This is a genomic window from Streptomyces sp. NPDC050619 (assembly GCF_040654815.1).
In the GTDB taxonomy this organism is placed as follows: Bacteria; Actinomycetota; Actinomycetes; order Streptomycetales; family Streptomycetaceae; genus Streptomyces.
The window spans coordinates 262,320-281,247 of sequence record NZ_JBFAIR010000007.1 but is presented as its reverse complement, the minus strand read 5'-3'; the positions used below and the strand labels follow the sequence as shown (position 1 = coordinate 281,247).

At 71.2% G+C, this 18,928-nt stretch carries 21 protein-coding genes; 9 read left to right on the top strand and 12 right to left on the bottom strand.

Annotated elements, in window-relative coordinates:
• Positions 1-55: 55 nt before the first annotated feature.
• The 3 genes from AB0I77_RS14905 to AB0I77_RS14895 all read left to right on the top strand — a co-directional run bounded on the left by AB0I77_RS14905 (position 56) and on the right by AB0I77_RS14895 (position 3,128).
• Positions 56-1,222, top strand: coding sequence for a phytanoyl-CoA dioxygenase family protein (locus AB0I77_RS14905; RefSeq protein ID WP_363282940.1), 1,167 nt, complete (start codon positions 56-58; stop codon positions 1,220-1,222).
• Between the two features lie 15 nt (positions 1,223-1,237).
• Positions 1,238-2,014, top strand: coding sequence for an SDR family oxidoreductase (locus AB0I77_RS14900; RefSeq protein ID WP_363282939.1), 777 nt, complete (start codon positions 1,238-1,240; stop codon positions 2,012-2,014).
• Between the two features lie 109 nt (positions 2,015-2,123).
• The gene (locus AB0I77_RS14895; protein WP_363282937.1) at positions 2,124-3,128 is read left to right on the top strand and encodes a Gfo/Idh/MocA family oxidoreductase; all 1,005 of its coding nucleotides are present in this window, start codon (positions 2,124-2,126) and stop codon (positions 3,126-3,128) included.
• Between the two features lie 27 nt (positions 3,129-3,155).
• Here AB0I77_RS14895 and AB0I77_RS14890 read toward each other — a convergent pair whose 3' ends face one another.
• Positions 3,156-3,758 (bottom strand): GPP34 family phosphoprotein, encoded by a 603-nt coding sequence (locus AB0I77_RS14890; RefSeq protein WP_363282936.1) that lies wholly within the window; start codon positions 3,756-3,758, stop codon positions 3,156-3,158.
• 165 nt (positions 3,759-3,923) lie between these two features.
• Here AB0I77_RS14890 and AB0I77_RS14885 point away from each other — a divergent pair, with 165 nt between their 5' ends.
• A complete protein-coding gene (locus tag AB0I77_RS14885; RefSeq protein ID WP_363282935.1) occupies positions 3,924-4,940 on the top strand; it encodes a Gfo/Idh/MocA family oxidoreductase in 1,017 nt (338 codons plus the stop codon).
• On the opposite strand, the gene AB0I77_RS14880 is transcribed toward AB0I77_RS14885, so the two are convergent.
• Genes AB0I77_RS14880 through AB0I77_RS14860 form a run of 5 tightly spaced genes read right to left on the bottom strand, consistent with a single transcriptional unit; the run spans position 4,932 to position 9,900 of the window.
• Complete coding sequence (locus tag AB0I77_RS14880; protein ID WP_363282934.1) at positions 4,932-5,960, bottom strand: Gfo/Idh/MocA family oxidoreductase; 1,029 nt, start codon at positions 5,958-5,960, stop codon at positions 4,932-4,934. The genes AB0I77_RS14885 and AB0I77_RS14880 overlap by 9 nt on opposite strands.
• Positions 5,961-5,970: 10 nt before the next feature.
• Positions 5,971-6,873 (bottom strand): sugar phosphate isomerase/epimerase, encoded by a 903-nt coding sequence (locus AB0I77_RS14875; RefSeq protein ID WP_363282933.1) that lies wholly within the window; start codon positions 6,871-6,873, stop codon positions 5,971-5,973.
• A 1-nt stretch (position 6,874) separates the two neighbouring features.
• A complete protein-coding gene (locus AB0I77_RS14870) occupies positions 6,875-7,798 on the bottom strand; it encodes an ATP-binding cassette domain-containing protein (protein WP_363282932.1) in 924 nt (307 codons plus the stop codon).
• 6 nt (positions 7,799-7,804) lie between these two features.
• A complete protein-coding gene (locus AB0I77_RS14865; RefSeq protein WP_363282931.1) occupies positions 7,805-8,881 on the bottom strand; it encodes an ABC transporter permease in 1,077 nt (358 codons plus the stop codon).
• Positions 8,881-9,900 carry a sugar ABC transporter substrate-binding protein gene (locus AB0I77_RS14860; protein ID WP_363282930.1) on the bottom strand — a complete coding sequence of 340 codons (1,020 nt, stop codon included), beginning with the start codon at positions 9,898-9,900 and terminating at the stop codon, positions 8,881-8,883. Before AB0I77_RS14860 ends, AB0I77_RS14865 begins: the two co-directional genes overlap by 1 nt.
• Before the next feature lie 298 nt (positions 9,901-10,198).
• Here AB0I77_RS14860 and AB0I77_RS14855 point away from each other — a divergent pair, with 298 nt between their 5' ends.
• The 4 genes from AB0I77_RS14855 (at position 10,199) to AB0I77_RS14840 (ending at position 14,600) form a co-directional block, all read left to right on the top strand.
• Positions 10,199-10,942, top strand: coding sequence for a PfkB family carbohydrate kinase (locus AB0I77_RS14855; RefSeq protein WP_363282929.1), 744 nt, complete (start codon positions 10,199-10,201; stop codon positions 10,940-10,942).
• A gap of 72 nt (positions 10,943-11,014) precedes the next feature.
• Positions 11,015-11,905, top strand: a complete 891-nt coding sequence (gene iolB, locus AB0I77_RS14850) for a 5-deoxy-glucuronate isomerase (protein WP_363282928.1) — start codon at positions 11,015-11,017, stop codon at positions 11,903-11,905.
• Positions 11,905-13,779 carry a 3D-(3,5/4)-trihydroxycyclohexane-1,2-dione acylhydrolase (decyclizing) gene (gene iolD, locus AB0I77_RS14845; RefSeq protein WP_363282927.1) on the top strand — a complete coding sequence of 625 codons (1,875 nt, stop codon included), beginning with the start codon at positions 11,905-11,907 and terminating at the stop codon, positions 13,777-13,779. Before iolB ends, iolD begins: the two co-directional genes overlap by 1 nt.
• A gap of 35 nt (positions 13,780-13,814) precedes the next feature.
• A complete protein-coding gene (locus AB0I77_RS14840) occupies positions 13,815-14,600 on the top strand; it encodes a GntR family transcriptional regulator (RefSeq protein WP_363282926.1) in 786 nt (261 codons plus the stop codon).
• 30 nt (positions 14,601-14,630) lie between these two features.
• Here the strand turns inward: AB0I77_RS14840 and AB0I77_RS14835 are convergent, their stop codons facing one another.
• The 6 genes from AB0I77_RS14835 to AB0I77_RS14810 all read right to left on the bottom strand — a co-directional run bounded on the left by AB0I77_RS14835 (position 14,631) and on the right by AB0I77_RS14810 (position 18,315).
• The gene (locus AB0I77_RS14835) at positions 14,631-15,440 is read right to left on the bottom strand and encodes a DUF427 domain-containing protein (protein ID WP_363282992.1); all 810 of its coding nucleotides are present in this window, start codon (positions 15,438-15,440) and stop codon (positions 14,631-14,633) included.
• A 91-nt stretch (positions 15,441-15,531) separates the two neighbouring features.
• Positions 15,532-16,518 carry an aldo/keto reductase gene (locus AB0I77_RS14830; RefSeq protein WP_363282925.1) on the bottom strand — a complete coding sequence of 329 codons (987 nt, stop codon included), beginning with the start codon at positions 16,516-16,518 and terminating at the stop codon, positions 15,532-15,534.
• A 110-nt stretch (positions 16,519-16,628) separates the two neighbouring features.
• Positions 16,629-17,291, bottom strand: coding sequence for an NUDIX domain-containing protein (locus AB0I77_RS14825; RefSeq protein WP_363282924.1), 663 nt, complete (start codon positions 17,289-17,291; stop codon positions 16,629-16,631).
• A gap of 10 nt (positions 17,292-17,301) precedes the next feature.
• Positions 17,302-17,490, bottom strand: a complete 189-nt coding sequence (locus tag AB0I77_RS14820) for a hypothetical protein (RefSeq protein ID WP_363282923.1) — start codon at positions 17,488-17,490, stop codon at positions 17,302-17,304.
• A 59-nt stretch (positions 17,491-17,549) separates the two neighbouring features.
• Positions 17,550-17,723 carry an FAD-dependent oxidoreductase gene (locus tag AB0I77_RS14815; protein WP_363282922.1) on the bottom strand — a complete coding sequence of 58 codons (174 nt, stop codon included), beginning with the start codon at positions 17,721-17,723 and terminating at the stop codon, positions 17,550-17,552.
• Positions 17,724-17,916: 193 nt separating this feature from the next.
• Positions 17,917-18,315, bottom strand: a complete 399-nt coding sequence (locus tag AB0I77_RS14810) for an SDR family oxidoreductase (RefSeq protein WP_363282991.1) — start codon at positions 18,313-18,315, stop codon at positions 17,917-17,919.
• On the opposite strand from AB0I77_RS14810, the gene AB0I77_RS14805 reads away from it, so the two are divergent.
• Positions 18,314-18,889 (top strand): alpha/beta hydrolase domain-containing protein, encoded by a 576-nt coding sequence (locus tag AB0I77_RS14805; RefSeq protein ID WP_363282921.1) that lies wholly within the window; start codon positions 18,314-18,316, stop codon positions 18,887-18,889. The two genes, AB0I77_RS14810 and AB0I77_RS14805, sit on opposite strands and share 2 nt — an antisense overlap.
• The last annotated feature ends 39 nt before the right edge of the window (positions 18,890-18,928 follow it).

Genomic DNA, 18,928 nt, shown 5'->3' with positions numbered 1-18,928 from the left:
GTGTCGCTCCGTGGCCCGTGCCTGGCCGCCTCTCGTGACCGAAAGAAGGACGCCGATGTCCCTCACTGCCGCACAGCATCGTGCCTGGCTGACCGAGCAGGACTGCGACCTCGGCGTCTTCCGCTCACTCGTCGAGCGCACGACCGACCTCGCCGACTACCCGCACGCCTCGTCAGTCGAGGGGAACGTCCTCTGCTACGACAGCGAGCGGCTCCGCGCGGCCGGATCGGACCGTGAGGTACGGGCCGAACTGGTCGGCGCCCTGGCCGACGGCCCCGGCATCGTCGTCTTCCGGGGCGCCTTCCCGGATCCGGCCGTCGTCGACCGGCTCACCGCCGTCTTCGACGCCCTGATCGCCGAGCAGCACGCCTCGGGCGTGAACGCCGGTGACCACTTCGCCAAGCCGGGCGCCAACGACCGAGTGTGGAACGCGCTGGAGAAGGCGGCCCTGTACGACCCGGGGGCGTTCGCCGACTACTACGCCAACGACGTGCTGGCGCTGGTCTCGGCCGCCTGGCTCGGCCCCGGCTACCAGGTCACCTCACAGGTCAACGTGGTCAACCCGGGCGGCGCGGCGCAGCGCGCGCACCGCGACTACCACCTGGGGTTCCTGTCCGACGAGGCCGCGTCCGCCTACCCCGCGCAGGTGCACCGCCTCTCCCCCGTGCTCACCCTGCAGGGCGCGGTGGCGCACTGCGACATGCCCGTCGAGTCCGGCCCGACGATGTACCTGCCGTACTCGCAGACGTTCGAGCCCGGCTACCTCGCCTGGCGCCTGCCGGAGTTCCAGGCCTACTTCAAGGCGCACCACGTCCAGCTCCCGCTGGCCAAGGGCGACGCCGTGTTCTTCAACCCGGCGGTGTTCCACGCGGCCGGCACCAACCTCACCCTGGACGTGCGGCGCGTCGCCAACCTGCTCCAGGTGTCCTCGGCCTTCGGGCGTGCCATGGAGACGGTGGACCGGGAGGCGGTGGCGAACGCGGTCTTCCCCGTGCTGCGCCGGCGCCGGGCCGAGGGCGCGGACGAGGCCTGGCTGGAGCGCGTGATCGCGGCGAGCGCCGAGGGCTATCCGTTCCCCACCAACCTCGACAGCGACCCGCCCGTGGACGGTCTGGCCCCGCCCACGCAGGCGGACGTCGTACGGCGGGCGCTGCGCGAGGAGTGGGCCCCGCGGACACTGCGGGACGAACTACGGGCCGGCGCCTCGCGGCGCGCGAGCTGAAAGGACTTCGAACTCATGGGACTTCTCGACGACAAGATCGTCCTCGTCAACGGCGGCAGCCAGGGAGTGGGCGCCGCCGTCGCGCGGGCCGCCGTCCGCGCGGGCGCGGTCGTGGCCGTCACCGGCCGGCGCCCGGAACCCGGTGAGGCCCTGGTGGCGGAGCTGGCGGCGGCCGGGGGCAAGGCCATGTACGTCCGCGCCGACCTGGCGGACGCCGAGCAGGCGAAGGCCTCCGTGGACCGGGTGATCGAGGCGTACGGCCGGGTCGACTGTCTGGTGAACTCCGCCGGGCTGACGTCCCGGGGCACGCTCCTCGACACCACGCCCGAGCTGTTCGACCAGCACATCGCGATCAACCTCAAGGCACCGTTCTTCGCGATGCAGGCCGCGGTCGCGGACATGGTGGCGCGGAAGGCGCCCGGCACGGTCGTCAACATCATCACGTCCTCGGCGCACGGCGGACAGCCCTTCCTCGCCCCGTACGTCGCCGCGAAGGCCGGGCTGGTCGGGCTGACCCGCAATGCCGCGCACGCGCACCGTTTCGACCGGGTCCGGATCAACGGGCTGAACATCGGCTGGACCGCGACCGAGGGCGAGGACGCCACGCAGCGGGCCTTCCACGGCGCCGGGGACGACTGGCGCGAGCAGGCCGCCGAGCGGCTGCCGATGGGCAGGCTGGGCCAGCCGGACGAAATCGCCGACTTCGTGGTCCTGCTGCTGTCGGACCGGTCCGGTGTGGTCACCGGATCGGTGATCGACTGGGATCAGAACGTGCTCGGCGGCCTCGACTGAGCAGATGGAGCCCGTCCGGCGATGGAGGACGAGCCCGAAGGGCGATCGGGGTCTGGGGCCAAGCCCCGGCAACGGACAGCAACCACACACAGGGAAAGCAGCGGAGCACATGCGTATCGGAATCCTCGGCCTCGGCCGCATCGGCGCCTTCCACGCCGAGACCCTCTCCGGACTCGACGCGGTCGAGTCGCTCGTCCTCGCCGATCCGTTCGCGGACGCCGCCAAGTCCGCCGCCGACCGGTTCGGCGGCGAGGTCGCGGACTCCCCCGAGGCCGTGCTGGCATCCGGGGTGGACGGCATCGTCGTGGCGGCGGCGACCGACGCGCATCCCGCGCTGATCCTCGCCGCCGTCGAGGCGGGCGTCCCCGTCTTCTGCGAGAAGCCCGTCGCCCGCACCATGCGCGAGGGCGTCGAGGTGCTCAAGGCCGTCGAGGGCAAGGGCGTGCCGATCCAGATCGGCTACAACCGCCGCTTCGACGCCGGGTTCGTCGCCGCGCGGGCCGCCGTGCACAGCGGTGAGCTGGGCAAGCTGCACACCGTACGGTCGACCACGCTGGACCCGGCGCCGCCGCCGGCCGCGTACATCGCCGCCTCCGGAGGCATCTTCCGCGACTGCTCGGTGCACGACTTCGACATCATCCGCTGGGTGACCGGCCGGGAGGTGACCGAGGTGTACGCCGTGGGCGGCAACCGGGGCGCCGAGTACATCAAGGAGGCGGGCGACGCCGACACCACCGGCGCGATCCTCACCCTGGACGACGGCACGATCGCGGTGGTCTCCAACTCCCGCCACAACGCCCGGGGTTACGACGTCCGCATGGAGATCCACGGCTTCACCGACTCCATCGCCGTGGGCCTGGAGGACAAGCTGCCGCTGCGCTCCGTCGAGCCCGGCGTGACCTTCCCGTCCGGCACCCCGCACGACTTCTTCATGGATCGCTTCACCGCCGCCTACCGCGCCGAACTCACCGCGTTCACCGAGGTCGTGGCGGGCGCCCGCCCCTCCCCGTGCACGATCGAGGACGCGCTGGAGGCGGGCTGGATCGCGGACGCGTGCACACGGTCGCTGGGCGAGCACCGTCCGGTGGGCATCGACGAGGTGCGGACGTCCTGACGTACCTCTTCTGGCCGGGGCGCGCCGCTACGCGCCCCGCCAGACGTTGGTGAACGCCGCGTCCTCGATGGCCCGCCGCCGGCGTACGGCGTCCAGTTCCGTCACGGCGCCGACCACGGCGGTCAAGACGGCCTGGACGGCGTCGTCGGGCACCGGGGCGTCCTCGGGCACGCCGTCGCGCATCCCGACGGCCGCCGCGAGGGTGGCGAGCACCGTCTCGTCGGCCGCCCAACGGTGTTCGGCCCGCCGCCGGGCCGGGGACTCGACCGGCAGCGGCCGGGCGCTGCGGAAGGGGATCCAGGAGCCGCGGGGCCGCGCGACGAGCCCCTCCTCCTCGAGGAAGGTCACGTACGCGTCGGCCAGTCCGCGGCCCCTGCGCCACAGCCAGTCCTCGATCGACTCGTACGGCTTGTCCCGCACGAGCTGCGCCGCGGCATGCTCCAGCAGGGGGTCGTCGAGGGACGGCGCCAGGCGCGGCACGATGCGGTCGCCCTCGATCGTCACCGCCTCGACCCGGAGAAGATCGATCATCTCGGCGCCCGCCAGCGTGAGCGACAGGTCGCCCTGCGTCACGGGCCGGTTCGGCGCCACGTCCAACGCGACGATCACCAGGTCGCGTGCTGTGCTCATCAGTGCTCCCCTCGACGGCAGGAACGACGCTACGCCGCTGTGGCCCGCAGGACGAGCGGGGTCCGTGCGGCGCGCGGGCGCCCTGGCGTCGGGCCGGATCGCCGAGGCGGGCACACTGTCCCCTCGGCAGCACCACCCCGTGACGATCCAGGAGGTACGTCAGGCATGAGTGAACCGGACCGGGAACCCTTGCGCATAGGAGTGCTGGGAGCCGCGCGGATCACCGAACGCGCCCTCGTCGAACCGGCCCGGGCCACCGGCCACCGCCTCGTCGCGGTGGCCGCCCGCGACCGGTCCCGGGCCGAGGCCTTCGCCGCCGAGCACGGTGTGGAGCGGGTCGTGGACTCGTACGCCGACCTGCTCGCCGATCCCGAGGTCGAGGTCGTCTACAACCCGCTCGCCAACGGCCTGCACGGACCGTGGAACCTCGCCGCCCTCGCGGCGGGCAGGCATGTGCTGAGCGAGAAGCCGTCGGCGAGCAACGCCGAGGAGGCGGCCGAGGTGCGGGAGGCGGCCGCGCGGGCCGGGGCCGTGTTCATGGAGGCCTTCCACTACCTGTTCCATCCGGTCACCCGGCGCCTGCACGAGATCCTTCGCAGCGGTGAACTCGGGGAGCTGCGGCGGGTGGAAACGCTCGTCGCGATCCCCGCGCCGCACGAGTTGGACCCGCGCTGGTCGCTGCCGCTGGCCGGCGGCGCCCTGATGGACCTGGGCTGTTACAGCGTGCACGCGGTGCGGATGCTCGCGCCCTGGGCGGGCGGCGCGCCGTCGCTCGTCTCCGCCCGGGGCGGGGAGCGGGCGGGTGCGCCGGGCGTCGACGAGTGGCTGGACGCCGAGCTGGAGTTCCCGGGCGGGGCCACCGCGTCGGCCCGCTGTCACATGGCGTACGACGAGCTGGAGATGAGCTGCCGGATCGTCGGCACGCGCGGTGAGGCGAGCGCGCCGAACTTCGTGCTGCCGCAGCGGGACGACCGGGTCGTGGTGCGTACGGCGCAGGGCGAGCGGACGGAGCGGCTCGGTACCCGGTCGTCGTACACCTACCAGCTGGACGCGTTCGCCGCACGGGTCCGCGAGGGCGCCCCGCTGCCGCTGGACGCGGACGACGCGGTGGCCACGATGGCGCTGATCGACGCCTCCTACCGCGCGGCCGGGTTCGAGCCGCGGCCACGCACCTCACGCTGAAGTGCCGTACAACGGCGGCCGGTCGACGAGTTCCACCTCGACCCGGCCGCCCTCCTCCAGCGCCCGCACGCCCGCCTCGCACACCGCCGCCGCGGCGTAGCCGTCCCACACGCTGGGGCCGGTGACCTCGTCGCGGCGGGTGGCGTCGACCCAGGCCTGGACCTCGCGGTCGTAGGCGTCGGCGAAGCGTTCGGTGTAGTCCTGGGCGATGGTGCCGCCCCAGCGGCCGGCCATGTTGGTGACCAGGGCGTGGCCGTCGCCGAGGCGGGCGGTGCCGCGTTCGCAGACCATCTCCGCCTGGACCTGGTAGCCGAAGCCGCAGTTGACGAAGATCTCGACGTCGACGACCGCGCCGCCGTCCGTCTCGAAGACGACGAACTGCGGGTCCTGGATGCCGTCCGGCGCGTTCGCGGAGGGTGTCGGGCGCAGCACGGTGACGGCCGTGATCTCGTGGCCGAGCAGCCAGCGGGTCACGTCGGTCTCATGCGCCACGGAGTCGCTGATGAGCATGGAACTGGTGAAGCCGGGCGGGCTGGCGACATTGCGGTGCCGGTTGTGCAGCATCAGCGGGCGGCCCAACTGGCCGGTGTCCAGGAGGGACTTGAGCTTGACGTACTCGGCATCGTAGCGGCGCATGAAACCGACCTGGACGCGGCGCCGGCCGAGCCCCTGCTCGGCTCGAAGTACCCGTAGGGCGGACGCCGCGTCAGGGGTGAGCGGCTTCTCGCACAGCACCGGCAGGCCGTGCTCGAAGGCCGTCAGCAGGGTCGCCTCGTGGGCGGGGCCCGGGGAGGCGATCAGGACGGCGTCGACGTCGGCCGCCGCCATCGCGGCGGCCGGGTCGGTGTAGGCGGTGCAGCCGTGGACGGGCGCCGCGACTCGCTTGGCGCGCTCCGCGTCGACGTCCACGACGGCACTCACCCGGGCTCCGCTGATGACCTGGTGGATACGGCGCACGTGGTCGGCGCCCATCCGCCCCGTGCCGATGACGGCGACTCCTAGCGTTCCTCGCTGAGCCATGGTCATCCCTTCAGGCGCCGCAGGACCTCAGGAACTTGCGTGTACGCACCGCGATCGGCAGCGGCTTGTCCGGTTCGCACGGGTACATGTCCTGCTCGACGATCGCGAACAGCTCCACCCCGAGCTGCTGCGCCGCCGTCAGCACCGGCCCCAACTCCGGTACACCGGACGGCGGTTCGCACATCACCCCGCGCTGTACGGCGGGACCGAACGGGACCCCGTATCTGACGACATCGGCGAGGATCTCCGGATCGACCTGCTTGAGGTGCAGATAGCCGACGCGTTCGCCGTACGTCTCGATGAGCTTGACGCTGTCGCCGCCGCAGTAGGCGTAGTGCCCGGTGTCCAGGCACAGGCTGACCAGCTCGGAGTCGGTCGAGTCGAGGAAGCGCTCGACGTGGTCCTCGGTGTCGATGTGCGTGTCGGCATGCGGGTGGACGACGATGTCGAGGCCGTAGGTCTCCTTGACCTCGTGGCCGAGCCGTTCCATGCCCTTGGTGAGGTGGGCCCACTGCTCGCCGGTCAGCTCCGGCGGCTCCAGGATCTCGGCGGTCTTGTCGTCGCGCCAGAAGGAGGGGATCACCACCAGGTGCCGCGCGCCCATGGCCTGGGTGAGCGCGGCGACCTGGCTGACGTGCTCCCAGGTGGACTCCCAGACCGCGGGGCCGCGGTGCAGGCCGGTGAAGACCGTGCCCGCCGAGACCTTCAGGCCGCGCCGGTCCACCTCGTCGGTGAGCCGGGCCGGGTCGGTCGGCAGATAGCCGTAGGGGCCCAGCTCGATCCAGGAGTAGCCGGCCTCGGCGACCTCGTCCAGGAAGCGTTCCCAGGGCACCTGTCGGGGATCGTCGGGAAACCAGACGCCCCAGGAGTCGGGGGCCGAGCCGACCCGGATGCGGTCCAGGGAGTTCACCATGTCAGGACTTCCCCTCCCCGGCGGACCGCGCGGACGCGGTGAGGTCCTTCGCCTCGGGGAGCTCCTCCACGTCCACGCCGCGGACCTGCGCCAACTCGTGCTTGAGCGCGGCGAGTTCGGTGCCGCCCGCCATGTGGTTGGTGAGTTCTTCGAGGCTGACCTGGTCGCGGGAGGCGGACAGTTCCATGGTGCCCAGGCGCAGCACGCTGAAGTGGTCGCCGACCATGTAGGCGTGGTGCGGGTTGTGGGTGATGAAGATGACGCCGAGGCCGCGGTCGCGGGCGGCGGCGACGTACTTCAGCACCACCCCGGACTGCTTGACGCCGAGGGCGGCGGTCGGCTCGTCCAGGATCAGGACGCGGGCGCCGAAGTAGACGGCGCGGGCGATGGCCACACACTGGCGCTGGCCGCCGGAGAGCGTGCCGATGGGCTGCTCCATGTTGTCCAGGACGATGCCCATGTTGCGCAGCTCTTCGTCCGCGGTCTTCTTCATCTGCTCGATGTCGAGACGGCGCACGGGCCAGGGGCCCTTGGTCATCTCGGAACCGAGGAAGAAGTTGCGCCACACCGGCATGAGCGGGACGACGGCGAGATCCTGGTAGACGGTGGCGATGCCCTTGTCGAGGGCCTCGCGCGGGGTGGAGAAGCGCACCGGGGCGCCGTCGACGAGGAAGTCGCCCTCGGTGTGCTGGTGCAGCCCCGAGATGATCTTGATGAGGGTGGACTTGCCGGCGCCGTTGTCGCCGAGGACGCAGCTGACCTTGCCGGGGTGCACCTGGAGGTCGACGCCGTGCAGCGCGCGGATGTTGCCGTACGCCTTGCCCGCTCCGCGCAGTTCGACGATCGGCGCGTCCCCGTCCGGGGCGGGCGGCGGGTCGGCGAGGACGGCACCGTGCGTGCCGGTGCTGGTCTTGTCGGTGGTCATGGGGTGTTACCTCCGGGTCGCAGTGCGCTGGACCCACAGATTGATCAGGACGGCGCCGAGCAGCATCACGCCGAGGAAGGCCTTGAACCAGTCGGGGTTCCAGTTGGCGTAGACGATGCCCTGCTGGACCATGCCGAACATGAAGGCGCCGAAGACCGGGCCGATCGCGGAGCCGTAGCCGCCGGTGAGCAGACAGCCGCCGATCACCGCCGCGGAGATGTAGATCAGCTCCTGGCCCACGCCCTCGCCGGACTGCACGGTGTTGAAGGCGAACAGCTGGTGCATGCCGACGAACCAGGCGGCGAGACCGACCAGCATGAACAGGGAGATCTTGGTGAAGGTCACCGGGACACCGACCGCGCGGGCGGATTCCTTGTTGCCGCCGACGGCGAAGATCCAGTTGCCGTACTTGGTACGCAGCAGCACCCAGGTGGCGATCGCGGCGAAGACCAGCCAGTACACGATGGTGATCTTCACCGCGACGCCGCCGACCTCGAAGGACGAAGCGAAGACCTTCTTCGCCCCGTCGAAGCCGGCCATGTTGCTGATGTTGTCGGTGGCCACGTTATCGGTGACCAGCTTGGTCACCGCGAGGTTGGCGCCCTGGAGGATCAGGAAGGTGCCCAGGGTGACCAGGAAGCTGGGCAACCCGGTCCTGACGACCATCCAGCCGTTGAAGAAGCCGACCGCCAGCGACACGATCAGCGCGGCGAACACGCCCATCCACACGTTCAGGGTGAGCTGGTAGGCGAGCATGCTCGCGGTCAGCGCCGAGGCGACCACCGCCACGCCGGACGACAGGTCGAACTCGCCGCCGATCATCAGCAGAGCGACCGGCAGGGCCATGATCCCGATCGTCGACGACTGATACAGGATGTTCGCCATCGCGGGGCCCTCGCGCACCGGCGGCGCCGCGACCAGGAAGAACACGTACACCGCGACCGCTCCGAGGAAGACTCCCACCTCGGGCCGGGCCAGCACCCGCCACGCCATGGAGCGTTGCGCGGTGCGGCCGTCACTCTCCTTCGGGCCGGGAGCCGGCGGTGCGGGCACCGCCGGCGCAGCCTGCTGGGTCATGCTCATCACCTGGTGCCCTTCGCGGCGAACTGGGCGACCGCGTCGACGTTCGACTTGTCGACGAAGGCGGGCCCGGTGAGCACCGGCTGTTCACCGCCGCCGCTGTAGTTGCCGTTGTTCTTGTAGAGCCACAGCGAGTCGACCGCCAGGTAGCCCTGGAGATACGGCTGCTGGTCCACCGCGAACTGGATCGTGCCCTGGTCGATGGCGCCGGTCAGCTCTTTGTTGAGGTCGAAGGTGGCGATCTTGGCCTTGCTGCCGGAGTCGGTCACCGACTGCACCGCGGTCATCGCGAAGGGGGCTCCGAGGGTGACGACGTAGTCGATGGACTTGTCCTGGCTGAGCCTGGCGGTGATCGTCGACTGCACGGACGGCATGTCCGTGCCGTTGACGTTCAACGGCGCGATCTTGCCCTTGAAGGTCTTCGCCACACCGTCGCAGCGCTGGGTGAGGCCGATGTTGCCCTGCTCCTGGACGACACAGATGGCGTTCTTGGCGCCGGCCTCGTTCAGCCGCTTGCCGAGCGCCTCGCCCGCGACCATCTCGTCCTGCCCGAAGAACTCCATCAGGCCGAGCTTCTGCCACTCGCTCACACCGGAGTTCAGGCCGACCACGGGTATGTTCGCGGACTTCGCCTTGGCCACGACGTCCTTGAGGGCGTCCGGCTTGGCCAGGGTGATCGCGATGCCGTCGACCTTCTGGTCGATCGCGTTCTGCACCAGGTTGGCCTGGTTGCCCGCGTTCGGGTCGGCGGAGTAGATCAGCTTGATGTTGTCCTTGGCGGCAGCCGCCTGGGCGCCCTTGCGGACGATGTCCCAGAAGGTGTCGCCGGGTGACTGGTGCGTGACCAGGGCGACGGTCATGCGCGGTGTGCTGGCCTTGCCCGCGGAGGCGCCTTCCGCGCTTTCCTCGGCCTTCTTTCCGCCGGAACTGCTGGAGCAGCCTGCGAGGGTCAGTGCTGCCGCTGCGGCCACGGCCACCACGGGGGCCATTCTGCGGGAGCGGAAGCGAGAAGAGCGGTCCATCTTTCCTGCACCTCACTGTGCGACGGGGGGAACGTCGGGAAAGGGGACGGATCACGAGGATCCGGGGGCCCGGATCTCGGGAGGTCCGGGTCGTGCGCCGCGGAAAACACGGCTGTTGTGCTGGGACGGGATCCAATCCTTTGGCGCGCCTGCTGTCAATACTTTGTTAAGACATCATTTCACAAGCAGGTCCGAATGTAAGTACAAACTATTGACAGCGTCGCACTCCGCGCCCTACACCTGTGAGGCGGCGGGTCCCTTGGGACCCGCACCCCCGCCGGTGTGAGGAGCGTCGCGCATGGCCGAATCAGTCCAGCCCTTCGACCTGATCACTATGGGCCGTATCGGAGTCGATCTCTACCCCCTGCAGTCTGACGTACCCCCGGCACGCGCGCAGACGCCGGGGCAGTCCTTCCAGGGGTCGGCCGCGCAGGTGGCGGTCGCCGCCGCCCGACTCGGCCGCTCCACCACCGTGATCACCCGCACCGGCGACGAACTGGACTACTTCGCCATCCGTGCGGCGCGGATCTTCTGGATCACCGGCACCGGGCTGAGCGAGGAGCCGAGCCGGTCGGCCACGCTCGCCGCTCTCAAGGCCCGCGACAAGGCAGGCATCACGGTCTTCGACCTCGACTGGCGGCCCACGCCCGGGAACGACACGGCCTGGGCCGGCGCGGAAGAAGCCCGCCCGTACTACACCGAGGCCCTGCGGCACGCGACCGTGGTGGTCGGCACCCTCGACGCCTGCGAGATCGCCACCGGTCTGCGCGAACCACGCGCGTGCGCCGAGGCGCTGCTGGCGTCGGGCGTGGAGCTGGCCGTGGTGAAGCGGGGGCCGACGGCGGTGCTCGCCGTGCGCCGGGACGGCACCGTCGCCGAGGTCCCGCCGGCACCCGTGACGGCGGTGGAGGTGGCCGACGGCCTCGGCGCGGGCGACGCGTTCGGCGGCGCGCTGTGCCACGGGCTGTTGTCCGGCTGGGAGTTGGAGCAGATCATGCGGTACGCCAACGCGGCCGGCGCCACGGCCGTCGGACTGTCGTGACCCTGCTGTCGTGACCCTGATTATCGTGACCAGACCGTTGTGATTCGGACTGTTGTGGCTCGGAGGCGCCCCATGACGTATCACCTTCCCGCAGGCAAGGCTCTCGGCGGCCCGTACGTCGTGGACGTGACGCCCCAGACGGCCGGCTGGGGTTACTCGAGCCTGCGCGTCCTGGAGCTGCCGCCGGGCGGCGCGCACACCTTCGACACCGGCGACAGCGAGTGGATCGTCCTCCCGCTGGCCGGCGGCTGCACGGTCGCCACCGCCGACGACTTCGGCCACTCCACCTTCGAACTGACCGGCCGCGACAGCGTGTTCAGCGCCGTCAGCGACTTCGCGTACGCACCGCGCGACGCCCGTACGACCGTCTCGGCCGCCCGCGGCGGACGGTTCGCGCTCACCGGCGCGCGCTGCACCCGCCGCCTGCCGGCCCGCTACGGACCGGCCTCGTCGGTGCCGGTGGAGCTGCGCGGGACCGGGAACTCCTCCCGCCAGGTCAACAACTTCGGGGCGGCAAGCGTCTTCGAGTGCGACAAGCTGATCGCCGTCGAGGTGATCACCCCGGGCGGCAACTGGTCCTCCTTCCCGCCGCACAAGCACGACGAGCACCGCCCCGGCGAGGAATCGGTGCTGGAGGAGATCTACTACTTCGAGTTCGCCGACCACGACGGCACCCCCGGCCTCGGCTACCAGCGCGTCTCGCCGTCCGGGCGGGGCCGGAACACGGACGTCCTGGCCGAGGTGCGCGGCGGCGACGTGGTCCTCATCCCGGACGGCTGGCACGGGCCCTCCATGGCGGTGCCGGGCCACCACATGTACTACCTCAACGTCATGGCGGGCCCGGAGCCCGAGCGGGCCTGGCTGATCTGCGATCATCCCGACCACGCCTGGGTACGCGACACCTGGCCCGAACAGCCCGTCGACCCCCGTCTGCCCCTGTACACCGCGCCCGAGAGGTCCTGATGACCGCCACCACCCGTCGACTGACCACAGCCCAGGCCCTGGTGCGGTTCCTGTCCGTCCAGTACACCGAGCGGGACGGCGTACGGCACCGGCTGATCGCCGGTACCTGGGGCATCTTCGGGCACGGCAACGTGGCGGGCATCGGCCAGGCGCTGGTGGAGGTCGGCGAGGAGACGATGCCGTACCACCAGGGGCGCAACGAGCAGGCCATGGTGCACGCGGCGGTGGGGTACGCCCGCCAGCTCAACCGCCTGTCCGCGCAGGCGGTGACGACGTCCATCGGACCCGGCGCCACGAACCTGGTCACCGGTGCCGCCCTGGCCACCATCAACCGCCTCCCGGTCCTCCTCCTGCCCGGCGACTACTTCGCCACCCGCCCCGCCGACCCGCTCCTCCAGCAGCTGGAGCACCCGACCGAGGCCGACGTCTCGGTCAACGACACCCTGCGCCCGGTGTCGAGGTACTTCGACCGCGTCACCAGACCGGAAGCGCTGATTCCCTCCGCTCTGCACGCCATGCGCGTGCTCGCCGACCCCGCCGAGACCGGCGCCGTCACCCTCGCGCTGCCGCAGGACGTGCAGGCGGAGGCGTACGACTGGCCTGCCGAGTTCTTCGCCGAGCGCGTGTGGCGCGTACGGCGTCCCGCGCCCGACCCGCTCGAACTGGCCGAGGCCGTGCGCGCGATCCGGGCCGCCGAGCGTCCGCTGATCGTCGCGGGCGGCGGGGTGCACCACAGCGAGGCCGAGCAGGCGCTGAAGGCCCTCGTGGACGCCACCGGCATCCCCCTCGCCTCGACCCAGGCCGGCAAGGGGTCCCTGCGGTACGACCACCCGGCCGACCTCGGCGGCATCGGCCACACCGGCACCGCCGTCTGCGACGAACTGGCCCGCACCGCGGACCTGGTCATCGGCGTGGGCACCCGGTACTCCGACTTCACCACCGCCTCCGGCACGCTCTTCCAGAACCCGTCCGTCCGGTTCGTCAACCTCAACATCACCGCGTTCGACGCCCACAAGCTGGCGGCCCGGACGCTCGTGTGCGATGCGCGGGCGGGGCTGGAAGGACTCACCGCGGCGCTGGAGGGCCATCGCGTGGACACCCTCTACGAAGCCGAGTACCGCACCGGCAAGGAGCGCTGGGAGCGGGTCGTCGACGGCGTCTACCGCGCCGACGACGACACCGCCGTACCGACCCAGACCCAGCTGCTCGGCGCGCTGGACAAGGTCGTGGGCGAGGACGACGTGGTGATCAACGCGGCCGGCTCGCTCCCCGGCGACCTGCACAAACTGTGGCGGGCCCGCTCGCCGCGCCAGTACCACCTGGAGTACGGCTACTCCTGCATGGGCTACGAGATCCCGGCCGCGATCGGCGTCCAGCAGGCCGCACCGGACACGCCCGTGTGGGCGCTGGTCGGCGACGGCACGTATCTGATGATGCCGACGGAGATCGTGACGGCCGTCCAGGAGGGCCTGCCGATCAACCTGGTCCTGGTCCAGAACCACGGCTACGCCTCCATCGGCGGACTGTCCGAGTCGGTGGGCGGCGAGCGCTTCGGCACCGCCTACCGCTACCGGGCCGCCGACGGCACCTTCACCGGGGCCCCGCTGCCCGTCGACCTCGCCGCCAACGCGGCCAGCCTCGGCATGGACGTACTGCGCGCCAAGACCGTGCGGGAGCTGCGCGAGGCACTGGGCTCGGCCCGTGCCTCCGATCGGCCGACCTGTGTGTACGTCGAGACCGACCCGACGCCCACCGCTCCCCCGGCCGAGGCCTGGTGGGACGTGCCGGTGGCCGAGACCGCGACCCGCGAGGCCGCCGTACTGGCCCGCGAGGAGTACGACCGTGAGGTCGCCACCCGGCGCCACCATCTGTGATGCCCCGCTCCCGACCCCCTGAGGGAGGTACGTCCATGGTGAAGGCCGGCGGCTACCCACGAGCCGCGACCGAGCCCGCGCTCAGCTCCCTGGACTTCGCCCTGGACCGGGGCAGTCCGGTGCCGCTGTACTACCAGCTCGCGCAGCAGCTGGAGGCGGCGATCGAGCACGGTGTCCTCGCGCCGGGCAACCTCCTGGGCAACGAGATCGACCTGTCCGTACGCCTCGGGCTCTCGCGGCCGACGGTCCGCCAGGCCATCCAGTCCCTGGTCGACAAGGGGCTGCTGGTCCGGCGGCGCGGGGTCGGCACGCAGGTGGTGCACAGCCAGGTCAAGCGCCCGCTCGAACTGAGCAGTCTCTACGACGACTTGGAGGCGGCCGGGCAGGGACCGGCGACGCGCGTGGTGCGCAACGAGGGCGTCCCGGCGTCCGCCGACGTCGCGGCCGCCCTCGGGGTCGCGGAGGGCAGCGAGGTCACCCTGCTGGAGCGGCTGCGCTCCACCCACGGCCAGCCCGTGGCCTACCTCTGCAACTACCTGCCCACGGGGTTGCTCGACCTCGACTCCGCCCGGCTGGAGTCGACCGGCCTGTACCGCATACTGCGCACCGCCGGCATCACCCTGCGCAGCGCCCGCCAGACCATCGGCGCCCGCTGCGCGACCGCCGAGGAGACGGCACTCCTCGACGAGAAGGAGAGCGCCGCACTGCTGACCATGCAGCGCACGGCGTACGACGACACGGGACGGCCGGTGGAGTACGGGACGCACATCTACCGGGCGTCGCGGTACGCGTTCGACTTCCAGTTGCTCGTCAGGCCGTGAGGCGGTTCGTGGACAGGAACTGCTAGTTGATCAAGCCCGCGGACGCAGCATCTCGCTGAAGGGCGTGACAGGGCGTGCCACACGTTCCCCGTCCACGGTGATGTCTACGGCCTCGTTGTAGAAGGCGAGCAGATCCTTGACGGCGGCCACCGCGGGCAGGGGGTCCGGGTAGCTCCAGACGATGTTCCGCGGGACGTCCTGACCGCCGCGCCAGGTCCAGTACCGGGCGGTGCCCTTGTAGGGGCAGCCCGTGCTGTGGTCGGTGGGCTCGAACAGGTCGAGGCGGACGTCCTCGCGGGGGATGTAGTACCGCGTCGGCAGACTGGTCTCGAAGAGCAGCACCGGCCGGCGGGTGTCGGCGACGAGGGTGCCGGCGATCTCGACCTGGACATGGCGGCTGCTGGGCAGCGCGTCCACCCGTTTGTGCGGGTCACGCGGGTGGATGAAGATCTCTTCCTCCTCCTCGTACCAGTGGTCGAGCCCCCTGCCGGTGCGCCGGAACCACTCGAAGGCGATGTGGCCGGCCAGGTCGGCGGCGGGGAACGTCCAGGCGGCGTTCTCCAGGAGCTCGCCGTCGGCTTCGAGGTCGTAGAAGATCCGTGATCCGGTGTGGGTGCCCGTCGCGGGGTTCTTCGCCGGGCGGAGGAGGTCGGTGCGGACCTCCTCGCGCGGGAAGGCGTACTGCGGGACGGGCAGGTCGGGCTCCCAGACGAGGACGGGATGCCGGCTGTCGACGACGGCGACGTCGCCCTTGTACCCGCGCACCCAGCGTTCGCCGGGCTCCCACAGGAGGCCTTCGGGTGTGGTCCGGACGGATCGCTCAGTGGGCAATGTGGGCAAAGTGGGCATGATCCACTCTCCTTCGGCTCCGTCTGGAGGGTACTGCGGCGACGGTGGGAACCGCGCGTCCAGTGCGTTCAGTCCAGTACGTTCAGTGGGCCTCGTCCAGCCGGGTCCGCTGCTCCGGTGTCAGCTCCAGGTCGACCGCGGCCAGGCTCTCGTCCAGCTGGGCCACCGACGAGGCCCCGACCAGTGGGATGACGGGCAGGTCGCCGCCGATCTGCCGGGCGAGGACGACCTGGTTGACACTCGCGCCGGTCTCCCGTGCCACCTCGCGCAGCACGGCCAGCCGGGACGGAGTGCCCGGGTGGTCGTAGTCCGGGGGCAGCGGCCTGTCCTCGCGTACGTAGGCGCCTTTCAGCAGGGGCGAGTAGGCGACCAGGGTCAGGCCGGGCTCGGCCCGCAGGTAACTGAGCAGGTCGGGGCCGACGGCGCCGAGACTGCCGTCGGGGAACAGGCCGCTGGGCATGTCGGTCCGCGGGCGCAGGTAACTGTGCTCGTACTGGAGCACCTCGTAGCCGGGCAGGCCGGCGGCGGCCGCGAGGGCGCGGGCCCGCTCGACCCGCCAGGCGGCCTGGTTGCTCACGCCGAGCAGACCGACCGTGCCCTCGGCGACGAGTTCGGCGAAGCCCTCGACGGTCTCGCGCTGGGGGACGGTGGGGTCGTCGATGTGCGCGTACAGCAGGTCCAGTCTGTCCACGCCGAGCCGTTCCCGGCTGCGTTCGGCCGACTCGCGGATCACCTTCGCCGACAGCCCCTCGGGGTTGTCGACGTAGCTCGTGCCCGGGGCCAGGGGGCGGGCGCCGAGCTTGGTGGCGATGACGATCTCGTCGCCGATGCCGCGGCTGCGCCGCCAGCGTCCGAGCAGTTCCTCGCTCTGCCCGCCCTGGCCGCCGTCCTCCCAGAAGGCGTAGTTGTCGGACGTGTCGATGAAGGTGCCGCCGGCCTCGACGTACCGGTCGAGCACGGCGAAGGAGGTCTTCTCGTCCGTCCGGGAGCCGAAGAGCATCGCGCCGAGCGCGAGCACGCTCACCTCGCGGCGGTTGTCCGGGGCGCTGCCGATGGTGCGGTACTTCATGATGGTCCCTCCCGTTCGCACCCCGTGGTCGGGGCACGAACGGGAGTCTTCATCTTGGAGTGCACGCCAAGTCAAGGCCGTGCGGGGCGATTTCACGCCAGCCGTTCAGGTCATCGCGCGAACGGACCTTCCAGCGCGGCCCATTGCAGCAGCATGATCGTCTTGGCGTCGGCGATCTCTCCGGTGCGGATCATCTCCAGGGCCCGCCGGAAGGGCAGTTCGAGGATCTCGATGCTCTCGCCCTCCTCGTCCAGGCCACCCCCTTCGTGGGTGTGGGTCGAGGGGCCGTAGGCGGCGGCGTAGAAGCTGACGCGTTCGGTGACCGAGCCCGGGCTCATATAGACGTCGAAGACGTGCCGGACGTCGCCGATGGTGTGCCCGGTCTCCTCGATCACCTCGCGCCGTACGGCGACCTCCGGATGCTCGTCCTCGTCGTCGAGCAGCCCGCCCGGGGTCTCGATGAGCATCCCGTCGGGGTGTCCGTTGACGTACACCGGGAAGCGGAACTGGCGGGTGAGCAGCACGGTTTCGCGTTCGGCGTCGTAGAGCAGCATGGTGGCGCCGTTGCCGCGGTCGTGCGTCTCGCGCTCCTGGGTGCTCCAGGAGCCGTCGGCGTGCTGGAAGTCGAAGGTCGTGGTCCGCTCGACGTACCAGTGGCTGGACAGCAGGGTCACGTCCCGCACCTTGACGCGCGGGTTGCCGGTCAGGTCCCGGCCCGTGCGGTCGAGTCCGGTACGGCCCCGGCGGTCGGGGGTGTCGATACCCGTGGTCATCGCAGGCGTCCTAGTCGTCCGAGCTCGAGCCCGAGCTCCGGTTCGTCGTGCGCCCCGACCCGCGCGCCAGTTTGCCCGCCATCAGGGTCGCGGTGGCCACCGCGCGCACCCAGCGCGGGCCGCCCCGCGCCGCCCATACGACGCAGACGCAGCCCCCGATGACGAGCACGAGGACGCCCGACAGAACGAGCACGATCATGTTCATCCCCCTCTTTGTGTTCTTCCTTGTGTTCTTCTGTTGCGGTCCGCGCCATCCTGTCAGTCCGCGAACGGTCGCCAGGGTCTGTCCGGCGGAGCAGGTCGCAGGAAATCGGCGGCGCCTCGCCGGTGGCCGATGTCGGACGCCTCGATCAAGGTGACCTCGTGGCCGCGCCGGGCGAACTGCCAGGCGGTGGCCGCGCGCATGAGGCCGACGCCGACGACGGCGATCACAGGCCAGCTCCCGGGATCCGGTAGATGCCGGCGAGCGGGACGCGGGCACGCCGATCGACTCGCCCATGCCCGCATCACGAACATCGCCAGGTCACTGTCGGCCGTCAGCTACGGCCGCCAGCAGCCCGGCCAGCGCCTGCCGGTCCGCCGCAACCCATGCCGCGACTGCGACCTCGGCGCCCGGCTCCGCCACTCACAGGCCGCGCACCAGCCCTCCGTCGCAGCGCATCGCCGTGCCCGTGACGTACAAGGCCGGGGTGGAGCAGAGGAAGGCGGCGACCGCGCCGAACTCCTCGGGGCGGCCGTAGCGTCCGGCGGGGACGGCGGCCCGGGAAGCAGCCTGAACGTCGGCGACTTCACGTCCCTCGCGCGTGGCTTTGGCCTGGTCGAGGGCGGCGACCCGGTCGGTGGCGATGCGTCCGGGCAGCAGCAGGTCGACCGTGACACCGTCGTCGGCGACCTCGGCGGCGAGCGTTTTAAGGTAGGACGCGAGGGCGGCTCGTCCGGCATTGGACAGGGCGAGATCGGGCAGCGGAGCGGCCACGCCGCTCGAGCCGACGGCGAGGATCCGGCCCCAGCCGCGCTCCCGCATGGCGGGCAACGCCAGGCCGTCGCACGTCGCGAGCCCCACGCCGGAAACGCCGACGAAGGGGATCTGCAATCACCTCGGCAACGTCGTCGCCACGTCGGCCCTCTTCCGAGCCGTACTGGACGCGCTCGACGCCTGGGTGAGCGAGGGCTTCGAGCCGCCGCCGAGCGCGGTGCCCACCGTCGCCGACGGCACCCTGGTGAGCGTGGAGGAGTGGGCGAAGCAGTTCCCCGCCGTGCCCTCGGCCCTGCGCCCGTACGGGCCGAGCGAACTGTCCTTGGTGGACCGCTCGGTCAACGAGACGGCAGGCGTACACGCCCCCATGGTGACCGCACCGCTCGGCACCTACACCGGCTGGAACACGCGCGCACCCGGGCAAGTCCACGGCGCGCTGAACGAGTTCACCGGCTCCACCCTGCCCTTCGCCGCCCGGATCAGGGCCGCGGCCGAAGATCTCGTGGCCCGGCGGCGGCTGCTCGACGAGGACGTCGAGCGGGCGGTGACGGCGGCGGCCGACTGTTCGGTCCCCGCCACCGCTTCGACCTGCCCTTCGTGTACTCCTGAACGGGGCTGGTGAAGACCACTCCGGCGGCAAAGGATCTGGAACACGGGACGA

Excerpts from the sequence above, each read along its gene's own strand:
- AB0I77_RS14805 (WP_363282921.1), top strand. The coding sequence starts at position 18,314 with ATGGCGGGCAACGCCAGGCCGTCGCACGTCGCGAGCCCCACGCCGGAA.
- iolD (WP_363282927.1), top strand. The coding sequence starts at position 11,905 with ATGACCGCCACCACCCGTCGACTGACCACAGCCCAGGCCCTGGTGCGG.
- AB0I77_RS14905 (WP_363282940.1), top strand. The coding sequence starts at position 56 with ATGTCCCTCACTGCCGCACAGCATCGTGCCTGGCTGACCGAGCAGGAC.
- AB0I77_RS14840 (WP_363282926.1), top strand. The coding sequence starts at position 13,815 with ATGGTGAAGGCCGGCGGCTACCCACGAGCCGCGACCGAGCCCGCGCTC.
- AB0I77_RS14895 (WP_363282937.1), top strand. The coding sequence starts at position 2,124 with ATGCGTATCGGAATCCTCGGCCTCGGCCGCATCGGCGCCTTCCACGCC.
- AB0I77_RS14890 (WP_363282936.1), bottom strand. The coding sequence starts at position 3,758 with ATGAGCACAGCACGCGACCTGGTGATCGTCGCGTTGGACGTGGCGCCG.
- AB0I77_RS14820 (WP_363282923.1), bottom strand. The coding sequence starts at position 17,490 with ATGATCGTGCTCGTTCTGTCGGGCGTCCTCGTGCTCGTCATCGGGGGC.
- AB0I77_RS14900 (WP_363282939.1), top strand. The coding sequence starts at position 1,238 with ATGGGACTTCTCGACGACAAGATCGTCCTCGTCAACGGCGGCAGCCAG.
- AB0I77_RS14880 (WP_363282934.1), bottom strand. The coding sequence starts at position 5,960 with ATGGCTCAGCGAGGAACGCTAGGAGTCGCCGTCATCGGCACGGGGCGG.
- AB0I77_RS14865 (WP_363282931.1), bottom strand. The coding sequence starts at position 8,881 with ATGAGCATGACCCAGCAGGCTGCGCCGGCGGTGCCCGCACCGCCGGCT.
- AB0I77_RS14870 (WP_363282932.1), bottom strand. The coding sequence starts at position 7,798 with ATGACCACCGACAAGACCAGCACCGGCACGCACGGTGCCGTCCTCGCC.
- AB0I77_RS14885 (WP_363282935.1), top strand. The coding sequence starts at position 3,924 with ATGAGTGAACCGGACCGGGAACCCTTGCGCATAGGAGTGCTGGGAGCC.
- AB0I77_RS14860 (WP_363282930.1), bottom strand. The coding sequence starts at position 9,900 with ATGGACCGCTCTTCTCGCTTCCGCTCCCGCAGAATGGCCCCCGTGGTG.
- AB0I77_RS14825 (WP_363282924.1), bottom strand. The coding sequence starts at position 17,291 with ATGACCACGGGTATCGACACCCCCGACCGCCGGGGCCGTACCGGACTC.
- AB0I77_RS14810 (WP_363282991.1), bottom strand. The coding sequence starts at position 18,315 with ATGCGGGAGCGCGGCTGGGGCCGGATCCTCGCCGTCGGCTCGAGCGGC.
- AB0I77_RS14830 (WP_363282925.1), bottom strand. The coding sequence starts at position 16,518 with ATGAAGTACCGCACCATCGGCAGCGCCCCGGACAACCGCCGCGAGGTG.
- AB0I77_RS14855 (WP_363282929.1), top strand. The coding sequence starts at position 10,199 with ATGGCCGAATCAGTCCAGCCCTTCGACCTGATCACTATGGGCCGTATC.
- iolB (WP_363282928.1), top strand. The coding sequence starts at position 11,015 with ATGACGTATCACCTTCCCGCAGGCAAGGCTCTCGGCGGCCCGTACGTC.
- AB0I77_RS14875 (WP_363282933.1), bottom strand. The coding sequence starts at position 6,873 with ATGGTGAACTCCCTGGACCGCATCCGGGTCGGCTCGGCCCCCGACTCC.